Below are 19,205 nucleotides of genomic sequence, written 5' to 3'. Positions count from 1 at the left end.
AAATAAGAATAATGGAAGCTATTAAAATCTCCTTTTCGGTTCTGATTGCGGCACTTTTATTTTCCTGCAATGAGGAAGATAGCGATGTTATGATATTCGATGATGTTGCTGAGATTTCTTATCAAGATCGCAAACCCTTTGAATATATCGCACCGGTGCTTATCGGTACTGATCATGTGGAGAAGAATAAGCCTTTCAGATTGCAAATCACCAGTTGTGACTATGAAGGAGTGAGCATAAGTCCGAGTCAAAGCGCGATTGGATATAAAACAATTCATGTAAAAGATTGATTTGCAAAGTCTTCATTCGGCCTTTTAAATCCGGATGATCAGTAAAAAACAACGGGTCGTAACAAGGCCCAGGAATTATATAAAAAATAATATTACGCTCATGCACTACCGTTTCGTTCGCGCCTTGTTGTTATTGTTGACAGTCCTGTTGTTTTTCAGGGATGTGCGTGCCCAGTCCACCGACCAGAATTACCCGGTCACAGCCCAGGCGTTCATTGTAGCGCAGCCCAACCAGCGGCTATCGTCTTATTTTTCGAGCAGCACTGCCCTTTCGGTAAATCTGCTCCTGAAAGATCTGACCAAGAACAGCATTCAGGTTTATCTGAGGTGGAGTATGGAGGGTACTGGCGTTCGGGTGTCAAGCATGGACGGGTATATCCCGGCGAACCTGATTACACTGGACAGGGGCATGATCCGGCGTTTTAGTGGCCTGGACCTGCAACACGATTATTTTCGTCAGGATTTAATCGAGGAGCAGGGACTCGGGAACTCTCCATTACGGACAAACTTACCCGAAGGCTTTTACACCTTCCGGGTGCAGGCATTGGAAGCGGGCACGGGTCGTGAGGTCTCCAACATCGGTGAAACCTATTTCAGTATTACCACCCCTTTGCCGCCAATCATCAACATTCCTTTCAACGGGGCAGAACTGACGACGGCCGGCGTTCCGATGACCGAGCCGCAAAGGGTAAATATCCAGTGGATGCCTCGTCATTACCGGATGCCGGGCAATATCACGACGTACGACCTGAAAGTCTGCAAAGTGCCGGACGGGTATGAGCCCACAGAAGCACTGGATGCCTGTGTAAACCCTGTGATCGATGACAAAGGTAACCCGGGTACTTTTTATCCGGGCAATACGGGTATCGGAAATAGCCTGATCGGTGCTTTGGAGCGTGGCGCCCGTTATGCGGCGCGGGTTACGGTGCATGAGTTTGATACGGATGGGAATGAGGTCGTTTTTGTAAACGAAGGCCGCAGTGAGGTGAACTGGTTCCGTTATGGTAAAGAATGTGTCTCTCCGGAAAGTTTTGTGATTACCGAAACGGGGCCGGGGAGGCTCCAACTGAATTGGGAGGCGGCGGCAGACGTGGACAGTTATAAAGTGTTATACCGAAAAACGGGTGACACTAAATGGACAACCCAAATCGTTTCAGCAACGACAGCATCGATTACAGACCTTGCTTTGGGTAGTTACGAGTTTGCCATTCAATCGGGTTGTACGGATATAGTCCCCGACCATGTTCAAACCTTTGAGGTTACGGATGAAAGTGACGACTTGGAAGACCTTCCCATCGTGCTGGCAGATCCGATGCAAATCCCTGTTCAGGTTTCGGGTTGTACGGCGGTCACACCCGGAGAGCTGGCAGATTATTATTCCAATTTTCCGGGAACAGATGGTACGGTTCCGTCTGATACTACCGGAAAGTTGAAACTTCCTGGCTGTACGCTGCAAAGCAGTGCCTTTTCGATTTGCAGTCCGGAGCATCCTATGGTGCCTTTGCCAACCGGCGGCACTGAGCTGGCAAACCTGAAAACCGGGGATGTATTGGGGATTTATGATTTTGCTGTTTTTATAACCGAAGTAAGCGGCTCCGAAAGTTTTAGCGGGAAAGGGTTGGTTCGTCTTCCGTTTATGGAGGGAACCCTGGCTTTGGCAGAATTCAGTGGTGTAAAGGCCATCCGAAGCGACGATGGCAATGGCGGCTGCGTATATGAAGCAACGAACTTTCGTTTGCTGAACGTTCCACAGTCGGAAGTAGCGGCGGCGAAAAGTAAGCTTTTAAGCACGCTGGCACAGCAGACAGACCCGGCCGCTTATGCAGGAACGCTTGCGGGAGCACTGGCTGGTTATGAAACGATCTCCGATACGGCTTCGCTTTTCTGCACGTACACGGCTGCGATTCTTCAGGCGAGTGAAGAGATCCGGAAAGCACTTGTGGATGCGGGCGGCGTTCCGTCGGGCGGCGATCCGTCGGAAGGGGGTAATCCAGATCCTCGGATCACGGACATTCTAACGGACCTGAAAACCATAACCGACCAATTGATGGCAGGAAGTCCAAAAGTGGACAGCATCACCCAAAAATATCAGGACCTGATCAGTAAACTGGATGCGTTAAAGAAGGACAGTCCGTCAGGCGAACCAGGCAGCGGCCCCGGCAATCCGGTGTTTGCGATTCGTAACGTGCAGGTGAGTGGTATTGACAACAAATCAGCACGTATTAATTGGGAATTGTCGGGTGGGCCGACGCTCGGCGGCGTTCCGTCTGGTGGCACGGCGAGCAAATACATCATCGAGTACCAGGATAAAGACGGGGCTGTTCTTCAGGAAACTGTAAAAAGCCCGGTAATTGATTTGTCGCGTTTGCGGGAAGGGATGGAATATAAGTACAGGATATTGGCGTACGACGGAGATAAAGTAATTGCTACTTATGGGCAAGATGTGTTCCAGACAATCAAACGAAGAATCGGTAATCCTCAGAATTTGCAATATGCGCCGAAGACTGATGATTCCAAGGTTGTAAGAATAACCTGGGATGCCAACAAAGACCACCGTAGCTATAAACTGGTTTATGTGGACCAGAACGGAATAGAAAATACCGTATATCCGACTACAAATCAGGTCGATATTGGTGGATTGGACCGTAACAGGAGTTACCCTTACCGGATTATGGCTTATGGCGATGATGGGGTCTTTAGTGAAGAGGTCTCGGGACAGTTTAATGTTGGTACGGTTTGTGAAATAAGCCTGGTTGCATCCAGTCTGCGTGTTATGCCTGGCACCCCGGTAACACTCACTGTGTATGGCTGCGCAGACGAATTCAATAAACCCGGTGTAGTGGAGTGGTTAGATGGTTCCAACGCTACTATAGGACGTACGGAGGATATCACGGTTACTCCTCAGGCAACAACAACCTATAAGGTTGTCTGTCTTTTGGATAAACTACTTGAAAATGGACAGAAGGAACATGCCGGATGCTCGAAACAGGAAACGGTGATTGTTGACAAGAAATGCGAGGGTATTGTGGTGACTGCAACGCCAGTCTTGGTGAAATATGGAGACCCGGTATTGTTGAGAAGCAATGGTTGTTTTGGTGAAACCGAGTGGCGAGATGGTTACCCATCGGGTCAGATTGTAAGTTCGCATTCGGCAGCAATCGTCTTTCCAAAAATAACAACGGAGTATAATTTGACTTGCACAGAAGCTGACGGGGACGTTTGTGTAGCTAAAAGCGATAAGGTTAATGTCAGTTGTGATAATTTTATTCTGACATGGAGCGCGATTAGTACCACAAAGGGGTATATTTCGGTAAGAGCAAGTGGGTGTGACGGAGATATTACATGGAGCGAAACGGGCAAGGATGGCAAAATCAAAAAGGAATATTCCCCCGATAAACATTCAGTGTTTTACTCTGATGTAGATCAAGGGTTTTCGGTGCAGGCAACCTGTACAGCATCTGGTTGTCAATATGATACTGGCTTTATGGGACGGCCTGGCAAAAAAGCAGGGTGTTTCATGGCCGTGGAGCTGTTAAAAGAGACTTCAAAAACATTTACACTTAAAGTGTCAACGGGAGACAATATAGGTTTTCGATGGCTGGATAACAATTCATCGAAAAATCCCAGAGAATTCCCGATCCCGGATGCGCCCAAAATTTATACAGCATATTTTAAGGGGAATGATTCTTATGGTAACGATACGCATTGTTCTTACCAGTATCTGTACACGCCTAAAAAAATCTATAACACACTGTCTCCAATTCCTTGTCTACCTTTTGGAATTTCTGTACCGGGCACCGTAGCTATTCCGGTGAACGCCACTTCAGCAACCGCCAGTTTATCGGCGTCAGGATGCAGCAACGGGGTGGAGAATTTTCCTGTTATCTGGAAGAAGGAAGGTGTTGCTGTAAATTCGGGTAAAGAGGGTGTTACAATTCTTACTTTTAATGCTGCAACGGATAAAGACAAGACATTTAACATTTCTGCTACCTGCAGCCTGACAGGTGAAATTAAGACGGGGAAAATTAAGGTCACCCAACTGGTACCTGAGCCGCTTAATCCCATTGACCCATGCAATATTTTTGTATACACAAACAAAGCATACAATTACTTTCCGCTTAACACTCTGATTGAGTTTACTATCCTGGGAGGGAATTCGATTTCATTCCTCCCCAAAGGAAAGACTCCTAAGCCACTTTTCCTGCGTACAGAAAAATCTGGTGAGCGGGTTTATTCGATTGCTCCGCAAGCTTTTGAGGGAACTTATTCATTTGAGGTTCAGAACACGACAACCGAGGGAGCATTGTGTACTGTTGCTTTTTCAATTCTTGTTCTCAAAGACAAACCAATAGATTATGTTGAAGGTAATTTTCAGCCGAACACGCCATCGACAGCGCACCCTAAGCAGTCCGGCGATTGCGGCAGTTACTACCAGTTTGGCACAAATTCAGCACAGTTTGGCATTCCCAGAAATCCATTTGGATATTCTATTGCCACTGTTTATAACAATGGTAGTAAAAATTTGGGTGTTTTTGCTATCTACGACGTCGAGCCGGTTGAATATGAGTATGATCCTGAAAATATTGGACTTGTGGACAAGGTTTGTAGCGAAAACAAGGGATCATTTAGCCTCTATTCGGATGCGAGAAGAGATGTGAATACAAAAGTTGGCGGTAGCGGGACTTTGGGAAATAGAAAAAATAAAATGGACTATATTTCCGTGCGTCTTAATAACAAGGTTACGAAGACCTACTACGGCAGATGTACCTTTGGGGATCAGACTTATTGTGATACAGAGATCACTATTGTACCCGGGCTCAGAGGTAACGGCAGAATCGCGGGAACAGAAGAAGATCAAAATGAGCAAGGAACTGAGATCTGCCAATATTCGAAGCGGGAAGCTACGAATGTGTTACTTCAAAACCTGATTTGTGAGACATTGAGTGTGTTAAAGGGCAATGAGAAGCAAAAACTTGAAGCAGTAAAAGCTGCCTTGTCAACGAAGGGGATCATGCTTGCTGATATAACGGAAGCAATGGTCAGTAACCTGGCAGCGGGAAAATGTTCGGATGTAGTAAATGCACTGACAGTCAATATTACAGGGAACGAACTCGTTCAAAGCCTCAACGATAAATTGGTAAACAAGCAAATGGTCGACCAATTGGTGAATGATGTGTTGAACGTCATACTGGTTGAGCCAGTAGTCCTTGTCGCCACGGTTACCGATGCAACCTGTAAGTTGGACGACGGAGTCATTAACCTTAAAGCCACCGGAGGTGTTCCGCCATACCAATTTAGCATGGATGGCACAACCTTCCAGGAAAGCCTTTCATTTACCAAACTCGAATCCGGAAACTATACGCTGACGGTGAAGGATAGCAAAAATGCTACGGCGACAGCTACGGCAATTGTTAAAGAGCCTGAAACCTATCTCATAGAAACCAGTAGTTTTGCCATTCCATTACGTTTAGGAAATACTGATCCAAATGCCAGAATCACAGACGAAGGTTATGTGACAGCTCAGTTTGACGAAAACAGTCGTAAGGCCACCTTCAAGCTCAAAGCAGGTTTTGATCTGAAACAGTTATCTTCAGGTGTTTGGAAATTGACCATAACCAGTAGCGACCAAGCTGACAAAAAGTATGAAGGAACATACAGGCCCTATTTCAACGCCTGTAACCATAGCCTGTTTGTCGGATTTTATAAAGAAGATTATTCGGGAATACCGTGCAAAACAGACAAACGGATCGACTTGCAAGGCAAGCAGTACTGTATTGAAGGCTGGCTTCCAGAATCGGCTTATGCTGAAATTGTCAAGAATATTATGATTTTTGCGAATGGGTATCGATTTTATGGAAAAGGGACAGCAGGGATATTGCTAAATTCGCCGAAGGAGTATAATAATTCCAATAATATCATTACCACCAGTTCAATAGCTGACTATTGGGGGGCAGATCCGGTAACGGATGAGAACAAATCGTCTATGGATATTAAATTCTCGGAAAGACGGAAACCAGATGTAACCTACTATGCTGACGGGCATCATAGCATCACTACTTCTAATCACAATGTGGCAGGTGATGTAACGCGTTCGATGTCAGAGAAATTTATTCCGGGAATTTTAGGATCACTGCTGGCGCAACAAAACATGTTGGTATCACCATTTTTAGAGCAATTAAGTTATTTGGTTGGTCATTTTGCAAGTATTGGTGAAGTTCTCACTCCTTTGGAAGAAAATGCATTATCGAAAGCATTGTTGAGCTTTAACGAAACGCATCCGCATATCAATTGCTCTGAGAATCCTGATTGCGTTGCCCTGGATACTCAGCCTAACGATGCAGGATTCCAGATAAGGTATGAAAATGGCAAATTGGCTGCTACTGATTTGATAGCAAGAATGATTAGTATAAAAAGGCCTGCCAATGCCAAAGTGACTTATAATATCGACATCGTAGCTCACTCCATGGGCTTTGCTTACGCGCAGGGGATGATCGCAGCATTAGCAAATAGTAGTTTGAAAGATAAAATTACCTGGAGTAGTTACTACATTATCGCCCCTGAAAACGGCTGCTCTGAAACGTACGGCAAGGTAGATCCCGTTCAGTGGAAAGATCAACTTTGGCAGTACGGCAGCAATCGAGGTCAAGGACAACCAGACCCGGTTTGGGATCAGGACGGGGTGGCTCCGCAATGTGAGGTCGGGAATATTGGTTTCGCTAGACGAGCCTTTATTCCAGCTACCTATGGAAATGGAGAGAAAATTCCAAAAGGCTATTTAGATAGTCATAGTATTAGTAATTATGGATGGATATTTGAAATACCAAATGAAAAGGATGCAAAAGGCTATGTTCAATCTAGATAAAGTTTTCCCGTTTGTTGTATTGGTTGTACTTGTATGGTTTATTTCATCATGTTCATCCAATGATAAGGGTGAATTGGCAGATCATGGGAGAGAAGCACTGGAAAGAAGGAAGTTATTATACAAATTCGCTCGCTCTATGATCGGGCAAAATGAATATCATTTAATTCAGAGGAAATTAGCCGATAGTATTGAGTTTTATAAAAAAAATAGGTTGAAATCTTTTTATTATGATGATCAGAATTATTCAACCACCACAGATAGTCTATTATGTATTAATACAGCAAATAACAAATTTATTACTTCAAGATACATACGATACTCTAATAATTCAAAAATGGACGCAATCGAATATTTCTATGGAGTCAAAATAAAGGAACAATGGTATTTTTTTAGCGGTCCAACCGTGTATATTCCTCGTGATCCAGAGAATTTAAAGACACCTACAAGTTTCACCAAGCTTCACGAAATAGCGATTGATAATATTTTCAAAGGTTATTTGAAGAAGAATAAGGAAAGTGGTGAATGGGAGATAAATGAGGGATTTTTTGCGGATTTGACCGGCAATGCCGGTTGCGCAGATTGTGAGACACAGGTGCAATGGGATTCGGTGTATTTAGCGACAGTACGAGAAAACTGGAAGAATAGGGATACTACCAACTACAAACCGTTACAATAGTTATGGGATTTGCCTACGCTTAGGGGATGATTGAAGTCTTAAAAATAGTAGTATAAGGATCAGGTTACTTGGAGTAGTTATCGGGCGGCGTTCCGCTACATTATCGCCCCTGAAAACGGCTGTTCTGCAATGTATGGCAAAATGGATCCTTCACAGTGGAAAGACCAGCTCTGGCAGTATGGTAGTAATCGAGGTCAAGGACAACCAGACCCGGTTTGGGATCAGGATGGAGTGGCTCCGCAATGCTCAGTAACAGGGCTTACGGATCAGAGTAGAGCCTTTATCCCTGCTACCTATGGAAATGGAGAGAAAATTCCGAAAGGCTATTTAGAAAGTCATAAGATTAGTAATTATGGATGGATATTTGAAATTAAGTCTTCTGAACCAAAAGGTTATGTCATACCCTGCACAATCCACGAACAATCCGAGCAAAAACGTACGAATATTCGTACATGGGGGGTGAAAATTTTGAAAGAATAGTGTGGAACGAACGTAGCAATCCCCTGAGTATTTCGAGTGAAGGACCACTACGACAAAGAACGGCCAATTTTAACTGTTCACGTTTGGCAAACCTGATCGCAGGCGACTTTTCGGTTGGTCGCTATCCGGTCTTGTTTTGCTTTCTGGATTTTACTTTTGAAAAAATGCTTGTCGGGAATGGTGCCTGTCAAAACTTCGTCTGGAGTAAATCCGTGTAACTGGCCATTAGGCATGTTGTTATAGTTTTCAACTGCAAGTTCCAGCGTTTTTATTAATTCTGATGTATCCATAATCGGTTTTGGAAACAGATATCTATACTTGATAATCTTGTTGGCTGCTTCCACCATGCTGTTGCTTTGAATAATATCCACCTGGGCAACAATTTTCTTCCAAAGTGTGGCTGATGAAGCCAGCCATTTGGTAAGTTCACCTTGGTTTTCAGCTCCATCATCGGTGATCAGGCTTCCGGATTGTTTGAGTAGATCAAATTTTTGTAAAACGCTTTCCAGGGTTTGTCTGGCGATGTCGCTATTGTAAACAGCAGAAGCTTGGCAAGCAAGGATTGCTCTGCTGAAATTGTCTCGGATGACATATATGAAATGTTTTATACCGTTGATTGTACGGAAGATTGTCACATCTTGGTGTAAGATTTTTAAAGGTGCAATCGGCGAAAGAGGCTGGTAATTTCTTGGTTTTCGGATCGGTTTACGAGTAATGTTCAGAAGCCTGCAATATTTGTAAAATGTACTTTTTCAGCAATGCAATTTGTTTTTCCTCATCAGTTGGTAATAAATGCTGGACAAGGGCCAGTGGGTATAGTTTTCGTCAATGCAAGCCGTTGCTATTATTTCCTGTTCGGTCATGGAAAGTTGCTGTGAGTTTTGTTTACGGCAAAGGCCCAGGAGCGATTTCCAGCAATGTTTACGGCCATTCCAGGCACTCCATTGTTTGGAGGTAAAGGGCAGATATCGCCAGACAATCCGATCTAAATGATGTTGCTGGCAGGTTTGGAGAAGCCAATTTGTTCTTTTTTTACCTTCAAAAAATGGCTGTTTTTAATTGATATCAATGCCAGCAGCTCACGGTATAAAAGCAATAGTTGGAATGCTGCTTTCAATTGAATTCTAAGCAATTTATTTTCATCTTTTAGCCGAGTAATAAGCAAGTCACTATCTTTTTGATCTTCAAAAGTCAGTGGATTCCAGAACGAACCAGGGCTTTTGTCCTTCCAGCCCCGGCGGGTAGACCTGGGAATCAATCCTGAAATACTATCTGGCAAGGTTCCATTTCCATACTGGATTTTGAACTGGGAATGATAGCTTCGGTAGGATTGGGGCTTCGGTAACGATTTTATGACAGCAGTCATTGTGACAAGCGATGTCCTATACGTCACAGGTAAATACACGACAAACCCTGATGCCCAACCGCTTTTTCTGCAATTTGATCCTGTTTCTGGCAGCTGCTTTCAGCTTTCAGAAAGTCAGTGCCCAGTCGACCGACGGGGCGGCCTCCCGCCAAACCTACCCAGTCACAGCCCAGGCGTTCATTGTAGCGCAGCCCAACCAGCGTCTTTCATCTTATTTTTCCAGCAGCACGGCTCTTTCTGTGAACCTGTTGCTGAAAGATCTGACCAAGAACAGCATTCAGGTTTATCTGAGGTGGAGTATGGAGGGCCCTGGCGTTCGGGTGTCAAGCATGGACGGGTATATCCCTGCGAACCTGATTACACTGGACAGGGGCATGATCCGGCGTTTTAGTGGCCTGGACCTGCAACACGATTATTTTCGTCAGGATTTAATCGAGGAGCAGGGACTCGGGAACTCTCCATTACGGACAAACTTACCCGAAGGCTTTTACACCTTCCGGGTGCAGGCATTGGAAGCGGGCACGGGTCGTGAGGTCTCCAACATCGGTGAAACCTATTTCAGTATTACCACCCCTTTGCCGCCAATCATCAACATTCCTTTCAACGGGGCAGAACTGACGACGGCCGGCGTTCCGGGGACCGAGCCGCAAAGGGTAAATATCCAGTGGATGCCACGCCATTACCGGATGCCTGGCAATATCACGACGTACGACCTGAAAGTCTGCAAAGTGCCGGACGGATATGAGCCAACCGAAGCACTGGATGCCTGTGTAAACCCTGTGATCGATGACAAAGGTAACCCGGGTACTTTTTATCCGGGCAATACGGGTATCGGAAATAGCCTGATCGGTGCTTTGGAGCGCGGCGCCCGTTATGCGGCGCGGGTTACGGTGCATGAGTTTGATACGGATGGGAATGAGGTTGTTTTTGTAAACGAAGGCCGGAGTGAGGTGAACTGGTTCCGGTATGGGAAAGAATGTGTTTCACCGGAAAGTTTTGTGATTGCCGAAACGGGGCCGGGACGTTTGCAGCTATCTTGGGAAGCCGTGGCCGCGGCATCGGCCGCCGATATCAACAGTTACAAGGTTTTGTACCGCAAAGCCGGAGATAGTCAGTGGACCACGCAGGTGGTTACAGGAACCAATACCGGACTTTCGGATCTTAAAGCTGGCGGTCCGTCGCCCGAGAAAATAGAAATAGCGGTTCAAGCTGAATGTACAGATATTTTCCCTGGTAACGCGCAGGTTTATACGATTAATTCTACTGTTATTCCGGAACCTTCATCTGGTCCTTTGAACCCTTTGCAAATCGTAGTGAGTACCGCCGCCGGAGGTACTCCTTCGATTCTAATTGATGGCCTGCACAGTGTGCTCGATTCGATAAAAATTCCTTGTGCTTCGCAAATCAGCACATTTGATAATTGCGAGGCATCGCTGCCAAAGGTACTTCCAACAGGAACCAAAGAACTTACCATCCTGAATCCGGGCGATGTACTGAGCATTTATGACATGGCGGTGATTGTAACTTCTGTATTATCTGATAACGGGTTAAGCGGCAAAGGTCTGGCCAGATTACCCTTCGCCCAGAACGTGCTGACACCTGTTGAATTCAGCGGGGTGAAAGCCTATGCCGGAGAGGCAGGGACGAAAGGTGGCTGCGTATATCAGGTGGCTTCTTCCGGCGGATATTTCCGCATGCGGAGCGTTTCGGGCAGTGCGCTTGGACAAGAGCAGATCGCGGCAGTAAAAGCGCTTAATGGTGATGTCGGCGCGGATTCTTCGGGTTCAAAAAAAGGCTTCACCGGAACGATTGAAGAAGCTCTCGAAGCGATCGACAGCCTGCATTTGGTCATCGCTGGCGGGCAGGGTACGGCCGATACCGAAAAATTGTTGGATGATCTCCGCCAGACCGTGGTGGAGGCGACCCAGGCCTGGACCCAGCAGGTTAACACCCGCTATCCGGCGGGAACACCGGGCCGGGCGGCTGCGGATTCCATAGTCACGGCACTCAGCAGGTTCAGCAACGATATACGCACAGGGACAGCATCGGGAGGCGCAGCACCCGGTGGCACGCTATCTGTTGAACAGGTCTACAAAGATATTATCTATGACTTTAATCATCCGGTACCACCCACTGGGATCACAGGCGGGAATGTGACACTACTTAACGGCATTACGATAGCTGATCTTGGCGCGTGTCTGAACCAGGTAACAGGGTATGATCCGCTGAGCACAGCCGGGGAGCGGGGATTAACCTGCCTGGGGAACCTGAACGGAGCGCCATACTGGACCTACACCGATCCGGCAGGCAATACCATCTACATCACCGGACAACCGGCTGCGGACGGAACAATCAACTATTTTTCTGCCACTGAAACGGACTGGCGTGTGTGCGGGCGCAGTCCTGTTGAGCTATGTGCCGGTCTCTGGCATCCGGTGTCCATCGAGCCCGGAACACCGGACAGTCCCAATCCGCTGGTAGCAGCCATCAGCAACGTAATCCCTGACCCTGTGGGCAGTACTACGGCTACCATCAGCTGGGCCGGGCATAGCAGTTTTGCCAGGTATGTTGTGACTTATGTTGGCCCTGGGGGAGCGGAATTGCAGCAGGAGATCCGGAATACTACGGGCAGCAGCACCGGAAAACTGACGCTGAACAACCTGCTCGAAGCAAGCAGCTACACCTTTACCATAGATGCCTATGGAGCCGACGGCGCTCCGCTGTCCAGCTACAAGAACGGTGCATTCAGTACGGTTACTGAGAAGCTGGCGATGCCTGAAAACCTGCGGACAAATATCACCAACAGCAGCACCATTGTGCTTACCTGGGACAAGAACGTAACCCATGAAAGTTACGAGCTGGTATATACCGATGCGAAAGGTGAGAAACATAACATCCCGGCCACGACCAACAGCATCACCATTTCCGGATTGGACTCGACTGTGACCTATCCGTTTACCCTTGTAGCGAAAGGCAAGAGTGCAACAGGCAAAATACTTGTGAGTGACCCTGCCAGCGGGACGCTCACAACCAAGGCGGCGGAGCCATGCTCCCAGCCGCTGGTGGTTACAGCTTCTGTAAGTGCTGATGCCAAAGGCTTCCGGCTTGCCTGGGTGAGTATACCCGGGCAGACTGGTGTGGAAATCCGGTACCGTAAAGTTCAAAACCCGGAAGCATTGTGGACGACTGCAACCGTAACAGGGGTTAACGAATTTTCGGTAAAGTACCTGATCACACGGAGCCAGTATGAATACAAGGTAAAAGCAATTTGCAGCAAAGGTACTGCCACTGAGGAAGCGGGAGGTTTTGTAACGCTCAGTAAAGATAAGATCCGTCCAACGGTTGCGTATCAGTGTGGAAAAAGCAAATTGCCCCCCTCGAATAACAAAACCCCGCTGGATGTGCCGCTTGAAGTGGGAGATTATATTCTGATCGGGGATTTTCCGGCGCAGATAGACCGGCTTGAAACCGGTAGCGCTCCTTACCGTGGCCTGGCGCATGTGCTGGTGCCATATCTGGGCATGAGCAATTTCTTAATGGAATTTACCGGACTGGCTGTGAATACAGACTACGAGGTGCTTGCCGGGGAAATGCACAGTGTTACGGATCCGGTGGCGCTGTCGTCGATCAAAGAGCAGAATGCGGAGCGGATCAGGGAACAGATCGCAGCTGTTAAGCAGATCGTAACCGAGGCCAAAGAGCTGATCAAGGAAATTGGCGGCCTGTTCGCCAGCGGCCAGCCGGTTTCCAAGGAAAAGTATGATGCTTATGTACAGAAACAGAATGAAATTGTAGCTGAGCTAAACAATACTGATCCCGAACTCGCAGCGGAAATAAAAGCCAAACAGGATGAGTTAATGGCTATTTATATGAAGCCTGAGTACCTTACTGCCGGCACTAATGACTACAAACCCACGCTTTCAGCGGAAGACCAGGCTCAGGCGGCGGGTATTGCGGGAGAGCTTGGCGGCTTGAATGAAGAGGCTGAAATTGCAACCATAGCTTCCCTGCCTCCATTACCACTTAGCGTTGAGGTTGGAGGTTCTACTCCGGTTATTTCGTATCAAACGCTGATGAGCTGTGCAGATGGCTCAACGGTGGGGCAGCATTCGGGCAAGAGTGATTGCAGCTCGTGTAAAGGCAGTGGGTTGTGTTATTATGGCCCTTATTATCCAAACAGTAGTTATGAATATTGGTATTCTTCAACTGATAAGAAGTGGATAGCGCGTTCATTGTTTGTCGATGAGAAATTCGTTTACTTTGAGAAAGATGCTCAGGGAGACTGGCATGAATATGCTTTCGAGCCGGAAGGTTTGCCCCGGCCGTTTGCCGAAGTGATGCAAAGCTACACCGGGTTTTCTGTCATTGCCGATGCGATAGAGAATACCGTTGTATATGGCAGTGTAGCTGTTGGTACGGGTGGTTTGAGCCTGGAGTTACAGGCTGTGGCCCTCGCGTTTACAGAAGAAGCACTGGTAGAAAAACAGGGGATGAGTGTTGCGGGAGTTGCAGAAAAGACGATCCGTAACTATCTGGTAGGTAAAGCGGGTGAAGTGGTCATAGGAGCAATGGTTAAAGCATATCCATTGCTGAAAAACAGGTTGGGAGAGCTTTTAAGGAAGAAGGGCAAGGATATTGAGGTGGAGTTGCCTAAGTGGAGGCCGGAGGTTGGAGGACGATTTATTGCCAAAACAGGAATAGAATTAAGGGCATTCCTGACAAAACTTACTAACAAACCTGTAGGTAAAAGTTATAATGGCGATTTAATCCGCTCCCTCAGTAAATCTTCTGAAATTAATTTCGGGGCTCTTCCTGATCAGATGACAGATCATTATATCTACAGCTCTTGGGGCCGATATGATTTACCTGGTGCGGAAAATGCTATGTATTTAAGTAAAACTGTTGCAGGAAATCAAACTGAATTAGTGCCACACTATGGCGTTTGGAATGACTTTAGTACTTATAAGTATGTAAATATTCAAGTGGATAATTTATTGGATCTTACTGATGATGCTATTAGACTACAATTAGGGACTGAGTTTCAGCAATTAACTAAAGTACTCGATGATAAAGCTGACATGTATGAGTTTACAAATGAATTAGCTGAGTGGGCAAGACAAAATGGATATAACGGTTTAATTGTACCAGGTGCAAGAGGAGCTCAAAATTATGAGAATGTTATCGTATTTGAACAGTCCTACATTAATCAAATTTTGCAAGGTAAAACAGCAATACAAATCCCTAAGTAATAATGAATAAGATAGAAGTGAAAAAATATGAAAACTATCCGGATGGTAGTGGTGGAAGAAAGACATATGATATGTTTTATCTAACATTTCAAGAATATCTGGCTAAGTACTACAAGACACCTGATTTATCTCGATGGAACTATATAAATCAGAAATTTATAACACCTTTATTTGACGGAACAAGTTGGGAGGACTATTTGATTTTTTTACATGAAGTTAAACCGCCATTTATGCCTGATAAAACAAGAAAAATTGAATTTTGGGAGCAAATTAAGAATGATGCTAGATTTAGTGTAGAGTTGAAGCGCTTCTTTACTTTTCTGTACTCAATAGGTTTTTATAGGAGTTTATCATTTGAGGAATGGTTGGCATCCACTAACTGGATGCACCCTTGGTATGAAGATGAAAGTGGACATTTGGAATCTATTGTAGGATTATTGGCGTACAATTATTCAGAGAATTTCTTAAAGGAACGATTAGCCACGCTAAACATATTTTAAGAACATGTTTAAAAATTATAATTGGTCCCATTTAAAATCTGTTCAGGATTATTTGGCAATTGGCCCAAAGTATCCATGCTTCGGCACTGGTAGTGTCTCAAAAGTGTTGCTGACAGAAAAAAAGAGGTTTTAAACTCAAAGGAGTGACTTTCGGTCAAAATGGGGTCAAAAATGAGGGTAACGATAAGGCTACCTTTATTTTTTTCAAGGCTCAAACATTAAACCAGCGGCCAGCCGGTTTCAAAAGAAAAGTATGACGCTTATGTAGAAAAGGAAAGCGAAATTATTGGCGAAGTGAAAGGCAGCAGCCCTGATTTGGCTGAGGCAATGGAAAAAAACCGAGATGAGCGTAACGCGATCCTTGCTAAATACTCTACTGCAGATACCGGCAGCCCGAACCTAAGCCCAATAACAGATCCGGGTGATCAGGCTCAGTATGATCAGCTTGCCAAAGATATGGCGGTTTTGCAGGAGCAATCCAATTATGCCAAAGAAGCGTTGGGTATCAGTGATATCCTTGATTTTTTGACCGCGATGGACGGTTGTTATGAGGGATGGAAAGCGCAGACAAGGGGGATTGTTCCTGGTTGTCTTTGGGATAGCCGGGATGTTGTTAGTCCTTATATGGCTGGTTTTGTAGACCGGGGTTGGGAAATGGCATCAGGCGGAGATGTGAAGGCACTGATCGGAAGTTTTGATTATATGTATTGTGCTTATAACTGGCTGGCACGCAAAGTGCAACGTCAGATAAGTCTTGGCGCCTGCCGAGATATGAGTGAAGACGAAGCGCGCCAAATTCGGGATAAAACATAGGAGACGCTTCGCTTCGTAGCCAAATTTGTCGTAGATAACGAATTTAAGAAGGAAATCTGGGTTTCTGTCAGCGAAAAGGTAAACCAATATCTGGAACAAGTTCCAACGAGTAAAGAGAAGCAGTATCAGCTAGGGGGCCTTGTTTTCGATGCCGCCACGATCCTTGGGCCGATAGCAATTAAAGCGGTATCGAGCAGCCAATTGATTTCCAAATTGAATACGGCCTTTAATGATAGCAAGTTTACCAGCAAATTGTTAGATTTGATGGAAGCGAAAGGGTTTAAGGTGAAGCGTGGTGGTGGTCTTTTGGACGATATTTTTAATCTCCAAAAAGCAGTAGTCAATCAAAACAAAAACATTATTGCAAGTGCCTCAAACAATTCCAAAGGAGCTTTTGGCGAAATAGCTTCGGATGCGTTTCTAACAGAAAAAGGCTATGCGCCACTTCACCCGAGAAAAAAAGCTTTGACAGAAGGCTGGGGAGAAACCGGTATTGATGGGGTTTTTAAGAAAGATGGGGTTTATTATATTGTTGAGGCTAAGTATAAAGGAACGGCGACTTTGAGTACAATGGCTGATGGAACAAAACAAATGAGCAATACTTGGATTTTGGGAAATAATCGCTTAATAAATTCTGTGGGTCCATCTGTATTTCAGGATATTAACGCCGTTGGATATAAAAGCTTACTCGCAGAAATTGCACCAGATGGTTCGATTATCTACCGAGAATTAAACGTAAGTGCTAGTGTTATTGGAACATTTACACCATAATTATATACAATGATTAGGCAAAATATTAAGACGGAAGAATATTTTAAAAACTATTTAAATGAATATAAATCACATATCAAACGTGGTTTTGAAATGATTTCGAACGGGAAAGTATTACCTGAGAGAATGGTTTTTTTTAAAAAGGGGCAGCTAGACTTTATTATTAATTATTCAATCGCTACCTATACGTCTGGATTAGATATTACTATATTGAGAGAGGAATATAGCAAAGTACTCGATTATTGGCCCCAAGGTTGGTCAAAAAATATTGCTAATCTAATTATCGAAGGAGAAGTATACGATCAATACGTTTTATCTGCGTACGACGAGATGTTGTGGATGCTTTCTTTGGGTTATTTATTGGATGTAGGCGCTGGTGATTTCAATAAGCTGGTTGAAGTTATTGACCGGGACCAAGTAAAGGATTTTCTCTTTGAATTTATCATTGGTGCCCGGATAAAGGATCGGGAACCAATTGAGTTGGAGAGTTACCGGGAGTATTTTGGAGTGCCTAAGGTTTTTGAAAAGCTTCGGCAAGCTATCACAGAGACAGAAAAGGAGAAGGTTGAGAAATTAGTGAAAGAATTTGTGACCAGGGAATGGTACAAAAACCATAAAGACGCCGGGTGGTACAATAGCCATAAAAGCAAACATGATTCCTATTTTGGTTACTGGAGTTTCGAGACAGCGGCGGTGGTGAAGATAATGGGGCTGGATGACAGTAGTTTCAAAGATTGTCAGTACTATCCCGGGGATTTGGTTTGAGCAGGTTCTTACATAAGGTTATGTAATAGAGGATGGGCTGCATAATCCACGAACAATCCGAGTGAAAAAGTACGAATATTCGTACATGGGGCGTAAAAATTTTTGATAGAATAGTGTGGAACGAACATCTGAAGCTATTGGATTCCAGAACGAAAAACTATTTATTCCTTTCCAGCTCTGGCATGTGGACCTTGGAATGATTGCTGATACGTCGTCAGGCAAGGTTCCGTTTCCATACTGGATTTTGAACTGGGGATGATAGGTTCGGTAGGGTTGGGGCATGGTGATGATTTATGACAGCAGTCATTGTGACAAAGCGATGTCCTATACGTCACAGGTAAATACACGACAAACCCTGATGCCCAACCGCTTTTTCTGCAATTTGATCCTGTTTCTGGCAGCTGTTTTCAGTTTCAGGAGCACGTATTCCCAGTCGACCGACGGGGCGGCCTCCCGCCAAAACTACCCGGTCACCGCCCAGCCGTTCATTGTCTCTCAGCCAAACCAGCGTTTGTCGTCCTATTTTTCCAGCACCACCGGGACGCCGGCCGCCGCTTTAACGGTGAACCTGATGCTGAAAGATCTGACGAAAAACAGCATTCAGGTTTATCTGAAATGGAGTATGGAGGGGCGGGGGCGCCTAGCCCTGGCGTTCGGGTATCAAGCATGGACGGCTATATCCCTGCGAACCTGATTACACTGGACAGGGGCATGATCCGGCGTTTTAGCGGTCTGGACCTGCAACACGATTATTTTCGTCAGGATTTAATCGAGGAGCAGGGGCTGGGCGGTTCTCCTTTGCGAACGAATTTACCCGAAGGCTTTTATACTTTCCGGGTACAGGCATTGGAAGCGGGCACGGGTCGTGAGGTCTCCAACATCGGTGAAACCTATTTCAGTATTACCACCCCCTTTGCCGCCAATCATCAACATTCCTTTCAACGGGGCAGAACTGACGACGGCCGGCGTTCCGGGGACCGAGCCGCAAAGGGTAAATATCCAGTGGATGCCGCGCCATTACCGGATGCCTGGCAATATCACGACGTACGATCTGAAAGTCTGCAAAGTGCCGGACGGATACCGGGGCGCCGGACCGGAGCCAACCGAAGCCAACCGAAGCACTGGATGCCTGTATAAACCCTGTGATCGATGACAAAGGTAACCCGGGTACTTTTTATCCGGGCAATACGGGTATCGGAAATAGCCTGATCGGTGCTTTGGAGCGTGGTGCCCGTTATGCGGCGCGGGTTACGGTGCATGAGTTTGATACGGATGGGAATGAGGTCGTTTTTGTAAACGAAGGCCGGAGCGAAGTAAACTGGTTCCGGTATGGGAAGGAATGTGTTTCACCGGAAAGTTTTGTGATTACCGAAACGGGGCCGGGGAGGCTTCAGCTGAAATGAGAGGCGGCTGCAGACGTGGACAGTTATAAA

Annotated in this window: 15 protein-coding genes; 13 read left to right on the top strand and 2 right to left on the bottom strand. The window is 45.8% G+C overall.

Going from position 1 to position 19,205, the window contains the following annotated elements; all coding sequences use genetic code 11:
- The first annotated feature begins 11 nt into the window (after positions 1–11).
- The 4 genes from M1L62_RS06530 to M1L62_RS06515 all read left to right on the top strand — a co-directional run bounded on the left by M1L62_RS06530 (position 12) and on the right by M1L62_RS06515 (position 8,308).
- The gene (locus M1L62_RS06530) at positions 12–290 is read left to right on the top strand and encodes a hypothetical protein (protein WP_254412223.1); all 279 of its coding nucleotides are present in this window, start codon (positions 12–14) and stop codon (positions 288–290) included.
- A gap of 34 nt (positions 291–324) precedes the next feature.
- Entirely contained in the window at positions 325–7,152 is a 6,828-nt protein-coding gene (locus tag M1L62_RS06525) for a fibronectin type III domain-containing protein (RefSeq protein ID WP_254412222.1), read from the top strand.
- The gene (locus M1L62_RS06520) at positions 7,124–7,828 is read left to right on the top strand and encodes a hypothetical protein (protein ID WP_254412221.1); all 705 of its coding nucleotides are present in this window, start codon (positions 7,124–7,126) and stop codon (positions 7,826–7,828) included. The genes M1L62_RS06525 and M1L62_RS06520 overlap by 29 nt, the downstream gene beginning before the upstream one ends.
- A 141-nt stretch (positions 7,829–7,969) precedes the next feature.
- A complete protein-coding gene (locus tag M1L62_RS06515; RefSeq protein WP_254412220.1) occupies positions 7,970–8,308 on the top strand; it encodes a hypothetical protein in 339 nt (112 codons plus the stop codon).
- A gap of 77 nt (positions 8,309–8,385) precedes the next feature.
- Here the strand turns inward: M1L62_RS06515 and M1L62_RS06510 are convergent, their stop codons facing one another.
- On the bottom strand, positions 8,386–8,943 hold the full coding sequence (locus M1L62_RS06510) for a hypothetical protein (RefSeq protein WP_254412219.1): 558 nt from the start codon (positions 8,941–8,943) through the stop codon (positions 8,386–8,388).
- A gap of 350 nt (positions 8,944–9,293) precedes the next feature.
- Positions 9,294–9,674, bottom strand: a complete 381-nt coding sequence (locus tag M1L62_RS06505) for a hypothetical protein (RefSeq protein ID WP_254412218.1) — start codon at positions 9,672–9,674, stop codon at positions 9,294–9,296.
- A gap of 11 nt (positions 9,675–9,685) precedes the next feature.
- Here M1L62_RS06505 and M1L62_RS06500 point away from each other — a divergent pair, with 11 nt between their 5' ends.
- From M1L62_RS06500 to M1L62_RS06460, 9 genes are all read left to right on the top strand, one after another.
- The gene (locus M1L62_RS06500; RefSeq protein ID WP_254412217.1) at positions 9,686–14,923 is read left to right on the top strand and encodes a fibronectin type III domain-containing protein; all 5,238 of its coding nucleotides are present in this window, start codon (positions 9,686–9,688) and stop codon (positions 14,921–14,923) included.
- Between the two features lie 2 nt (positions 14,924–14,925).
- On the top strand, positions 14,926–15,423 hold the full coding sequence (locus M1L62_RS06495; RefSeq protein WP_254412216.1) for a hypothetical protein: 498 nt from the start codon (positions 14,926–14,928) through the stop codon (positions 15,421–15,423).
- Positions 15,424–15,750: 327 nt separating this feature from the next.
- A complete protein-coding gene (locus M1L62_RS06490; protein WP_254412215.1) occupies positions 15,751–16,236 on the top strand; it encodes a hypothetical protein in 486 nt (161 codons plus the stop codon).
- Between the two features lie 213 nt (positions 16,237–16,449).
- Complete coding sequence (locus tag M1L62_RS06485; RefSeq protein WP_254412214.1) at positions 16,450–17,007, top strand: hypothetical protein; 558 nt, start codon at positions 16,450–16,452, stop codon at positions 17,005–17,007.
- Positions 17,008–17,016: 9 nt separating this feature from the next.
- Positions 17,017–17,772, top strand: a complete 756-nt coding sequence (locus M1L62_RS06480; RefSeq protein WP_254412213.1) for a PoNe immunity protein domain-containing protein — start codon at positions 17,017–17,019, stop codon at positions 17,770–17,772.
- 115 nt (positions 17,773–17,887) lie between these two features.
- Entirely contained in the window at positions 17,888–18,031 is a 144-nt protein-coding gene (locus M1L62_RS06475; RefSeq protein WP_254412212.1) for a hypothetical protein, read from the top strand.
- A gap of 60 nt (positions 18,032–18,091) precedes the next feature.
- Complete coding sequence (locus tag M1L62_RS06470; protein ID WP_254412211.1) at positions 18,092–18,466, top strand: hypothetical protein; 375 nt, start codon at positions 18,092–18,094, stop codon at positions 18,464–18,466.
- Positions 18,388–18,909 carry a hypothetical protein gene (locus M1L62_RS06465; protein WP_254412210.1) on the top strand — a complete coding sequence of 174 codons (522 nt, stop codon included), beginning with the start codon at positions 18,388–18,390 and terminating at the stop codon, positions 18,907–18,909. The genes M1L62_RS06470 and M1L62_RS06465 overlap by 79 nt, the downstream gene beginning before the upstream one ends.
- Before the next feature lie 5 nt (positions 18,910–18,914).
- Positions 18,915–19,175, top strand: coding sequence for a hypothetical protein (locus M1L62_RS06460; protein ID WP_254412209.1), 261 nt, complete (start codon positions 18,915–18,917; stop codon positions 19,173–19,175).
- Positions 19,176–19,205 lie beyond the last annotated feature (30 nt).

The sequence above is a fragment of the Dyadobacter diqingensis genome (assembly GCF_024220585.1).
In the GTDB taxonomy this organism is placed as follows: domain Bacteria; phylum Bacteroidota; class Bacteroidia; order Cytophagales; family Spirosomataceae; genus Dyadobacter; species Dyadobacter diqingensis.
This window is presented reverse-complemented; position numbering and strand designations above follow the sequence as displayed.

What these genes read in the sequence shown, in the direction of transcription:
- M1L62_RS06530 (WP_254412223.1), top strand. Translation starts at nt 12, where the DNA reads ATGGAAGCTATTAAAATCTCCTTTTCGGTTCTGATTGCGGCACTTTTA.
- M1L62_RS06525 (WP_254412222.1), top strand. Translation starts at nt 325, where the DNA reads ATGATCAGTAAAAAACAACGGGTCGTAACAAGGCCCAGGAATTATATA.
- M1L62_RS06520 (WP_254412221.1), top strand. Translation starts at nt 7,124, where the DNA reads ATGCAAAAGGCTATGTTCAATCTAGATAAAGTTTTCCCGTTTGTTGTA.
- M1L62_RS06515 (WP_254412220.1), top strand. Translation starts at nt 7,970, where the DNA reads ATGGATCCTTCACAGTGGAAAGACCAGCTCTGGCAGTATGGTAGTAAT.
- M1L62_RS06505 (WP_254412218.1), bottom strand. Translation starts at nt 9,674, where the DNA reads ATGACTGCTGTCATAAAATCGTTACCGAAGCCCCAATCCTACCGAAGC.
- M1L62_RS06500 (WP_254412217.1), top strand. Translation starts at nt 9,686, where the DNA reads ATGTCCTATACGTCACAGGTAAATACACGACAAACCCTGATGCCCAAC.
- M1L62_RS06495 (WP_254412216.1), top strand. Translation starts at nt 14,926, where the DNA reads ATGAATAAGATAGAAGTGAAAAAATATGAAAACTATCCGGATGGTAGT.
- M1L62_RS06490 (WP_254412215.1), top strand. Translation starts at nt 15,751, where the DNA reads ATGGAAAAAAACCGAGATGAGCGTAACGCGATCCTTGCTAAATACTCT.
- M1L62_RS06480 (WP_254412213.1), top strand. Translation starts at nt 17,017, where the DNA reads ATGATTAGGCAAAATATTAAGACGGAAGAATATTTTAAAAACTATTTA.
- M1L62_RS06470 (WP_254412211.1), top strand. Translation starts at nt 18,092, where the DNA reads ATGTCCTATACGTCACAGGTAAATACACGACAAACCCTGATGCCCAAC.
- M1L62_RS06465 (WP_254412210.1), top strand. Translation starts at nt 18,388, where the DNA reads ATGGAGTATGGAGGGGCGGGGGCGCCTAGCCCTGGCGTTCGGGTATCA.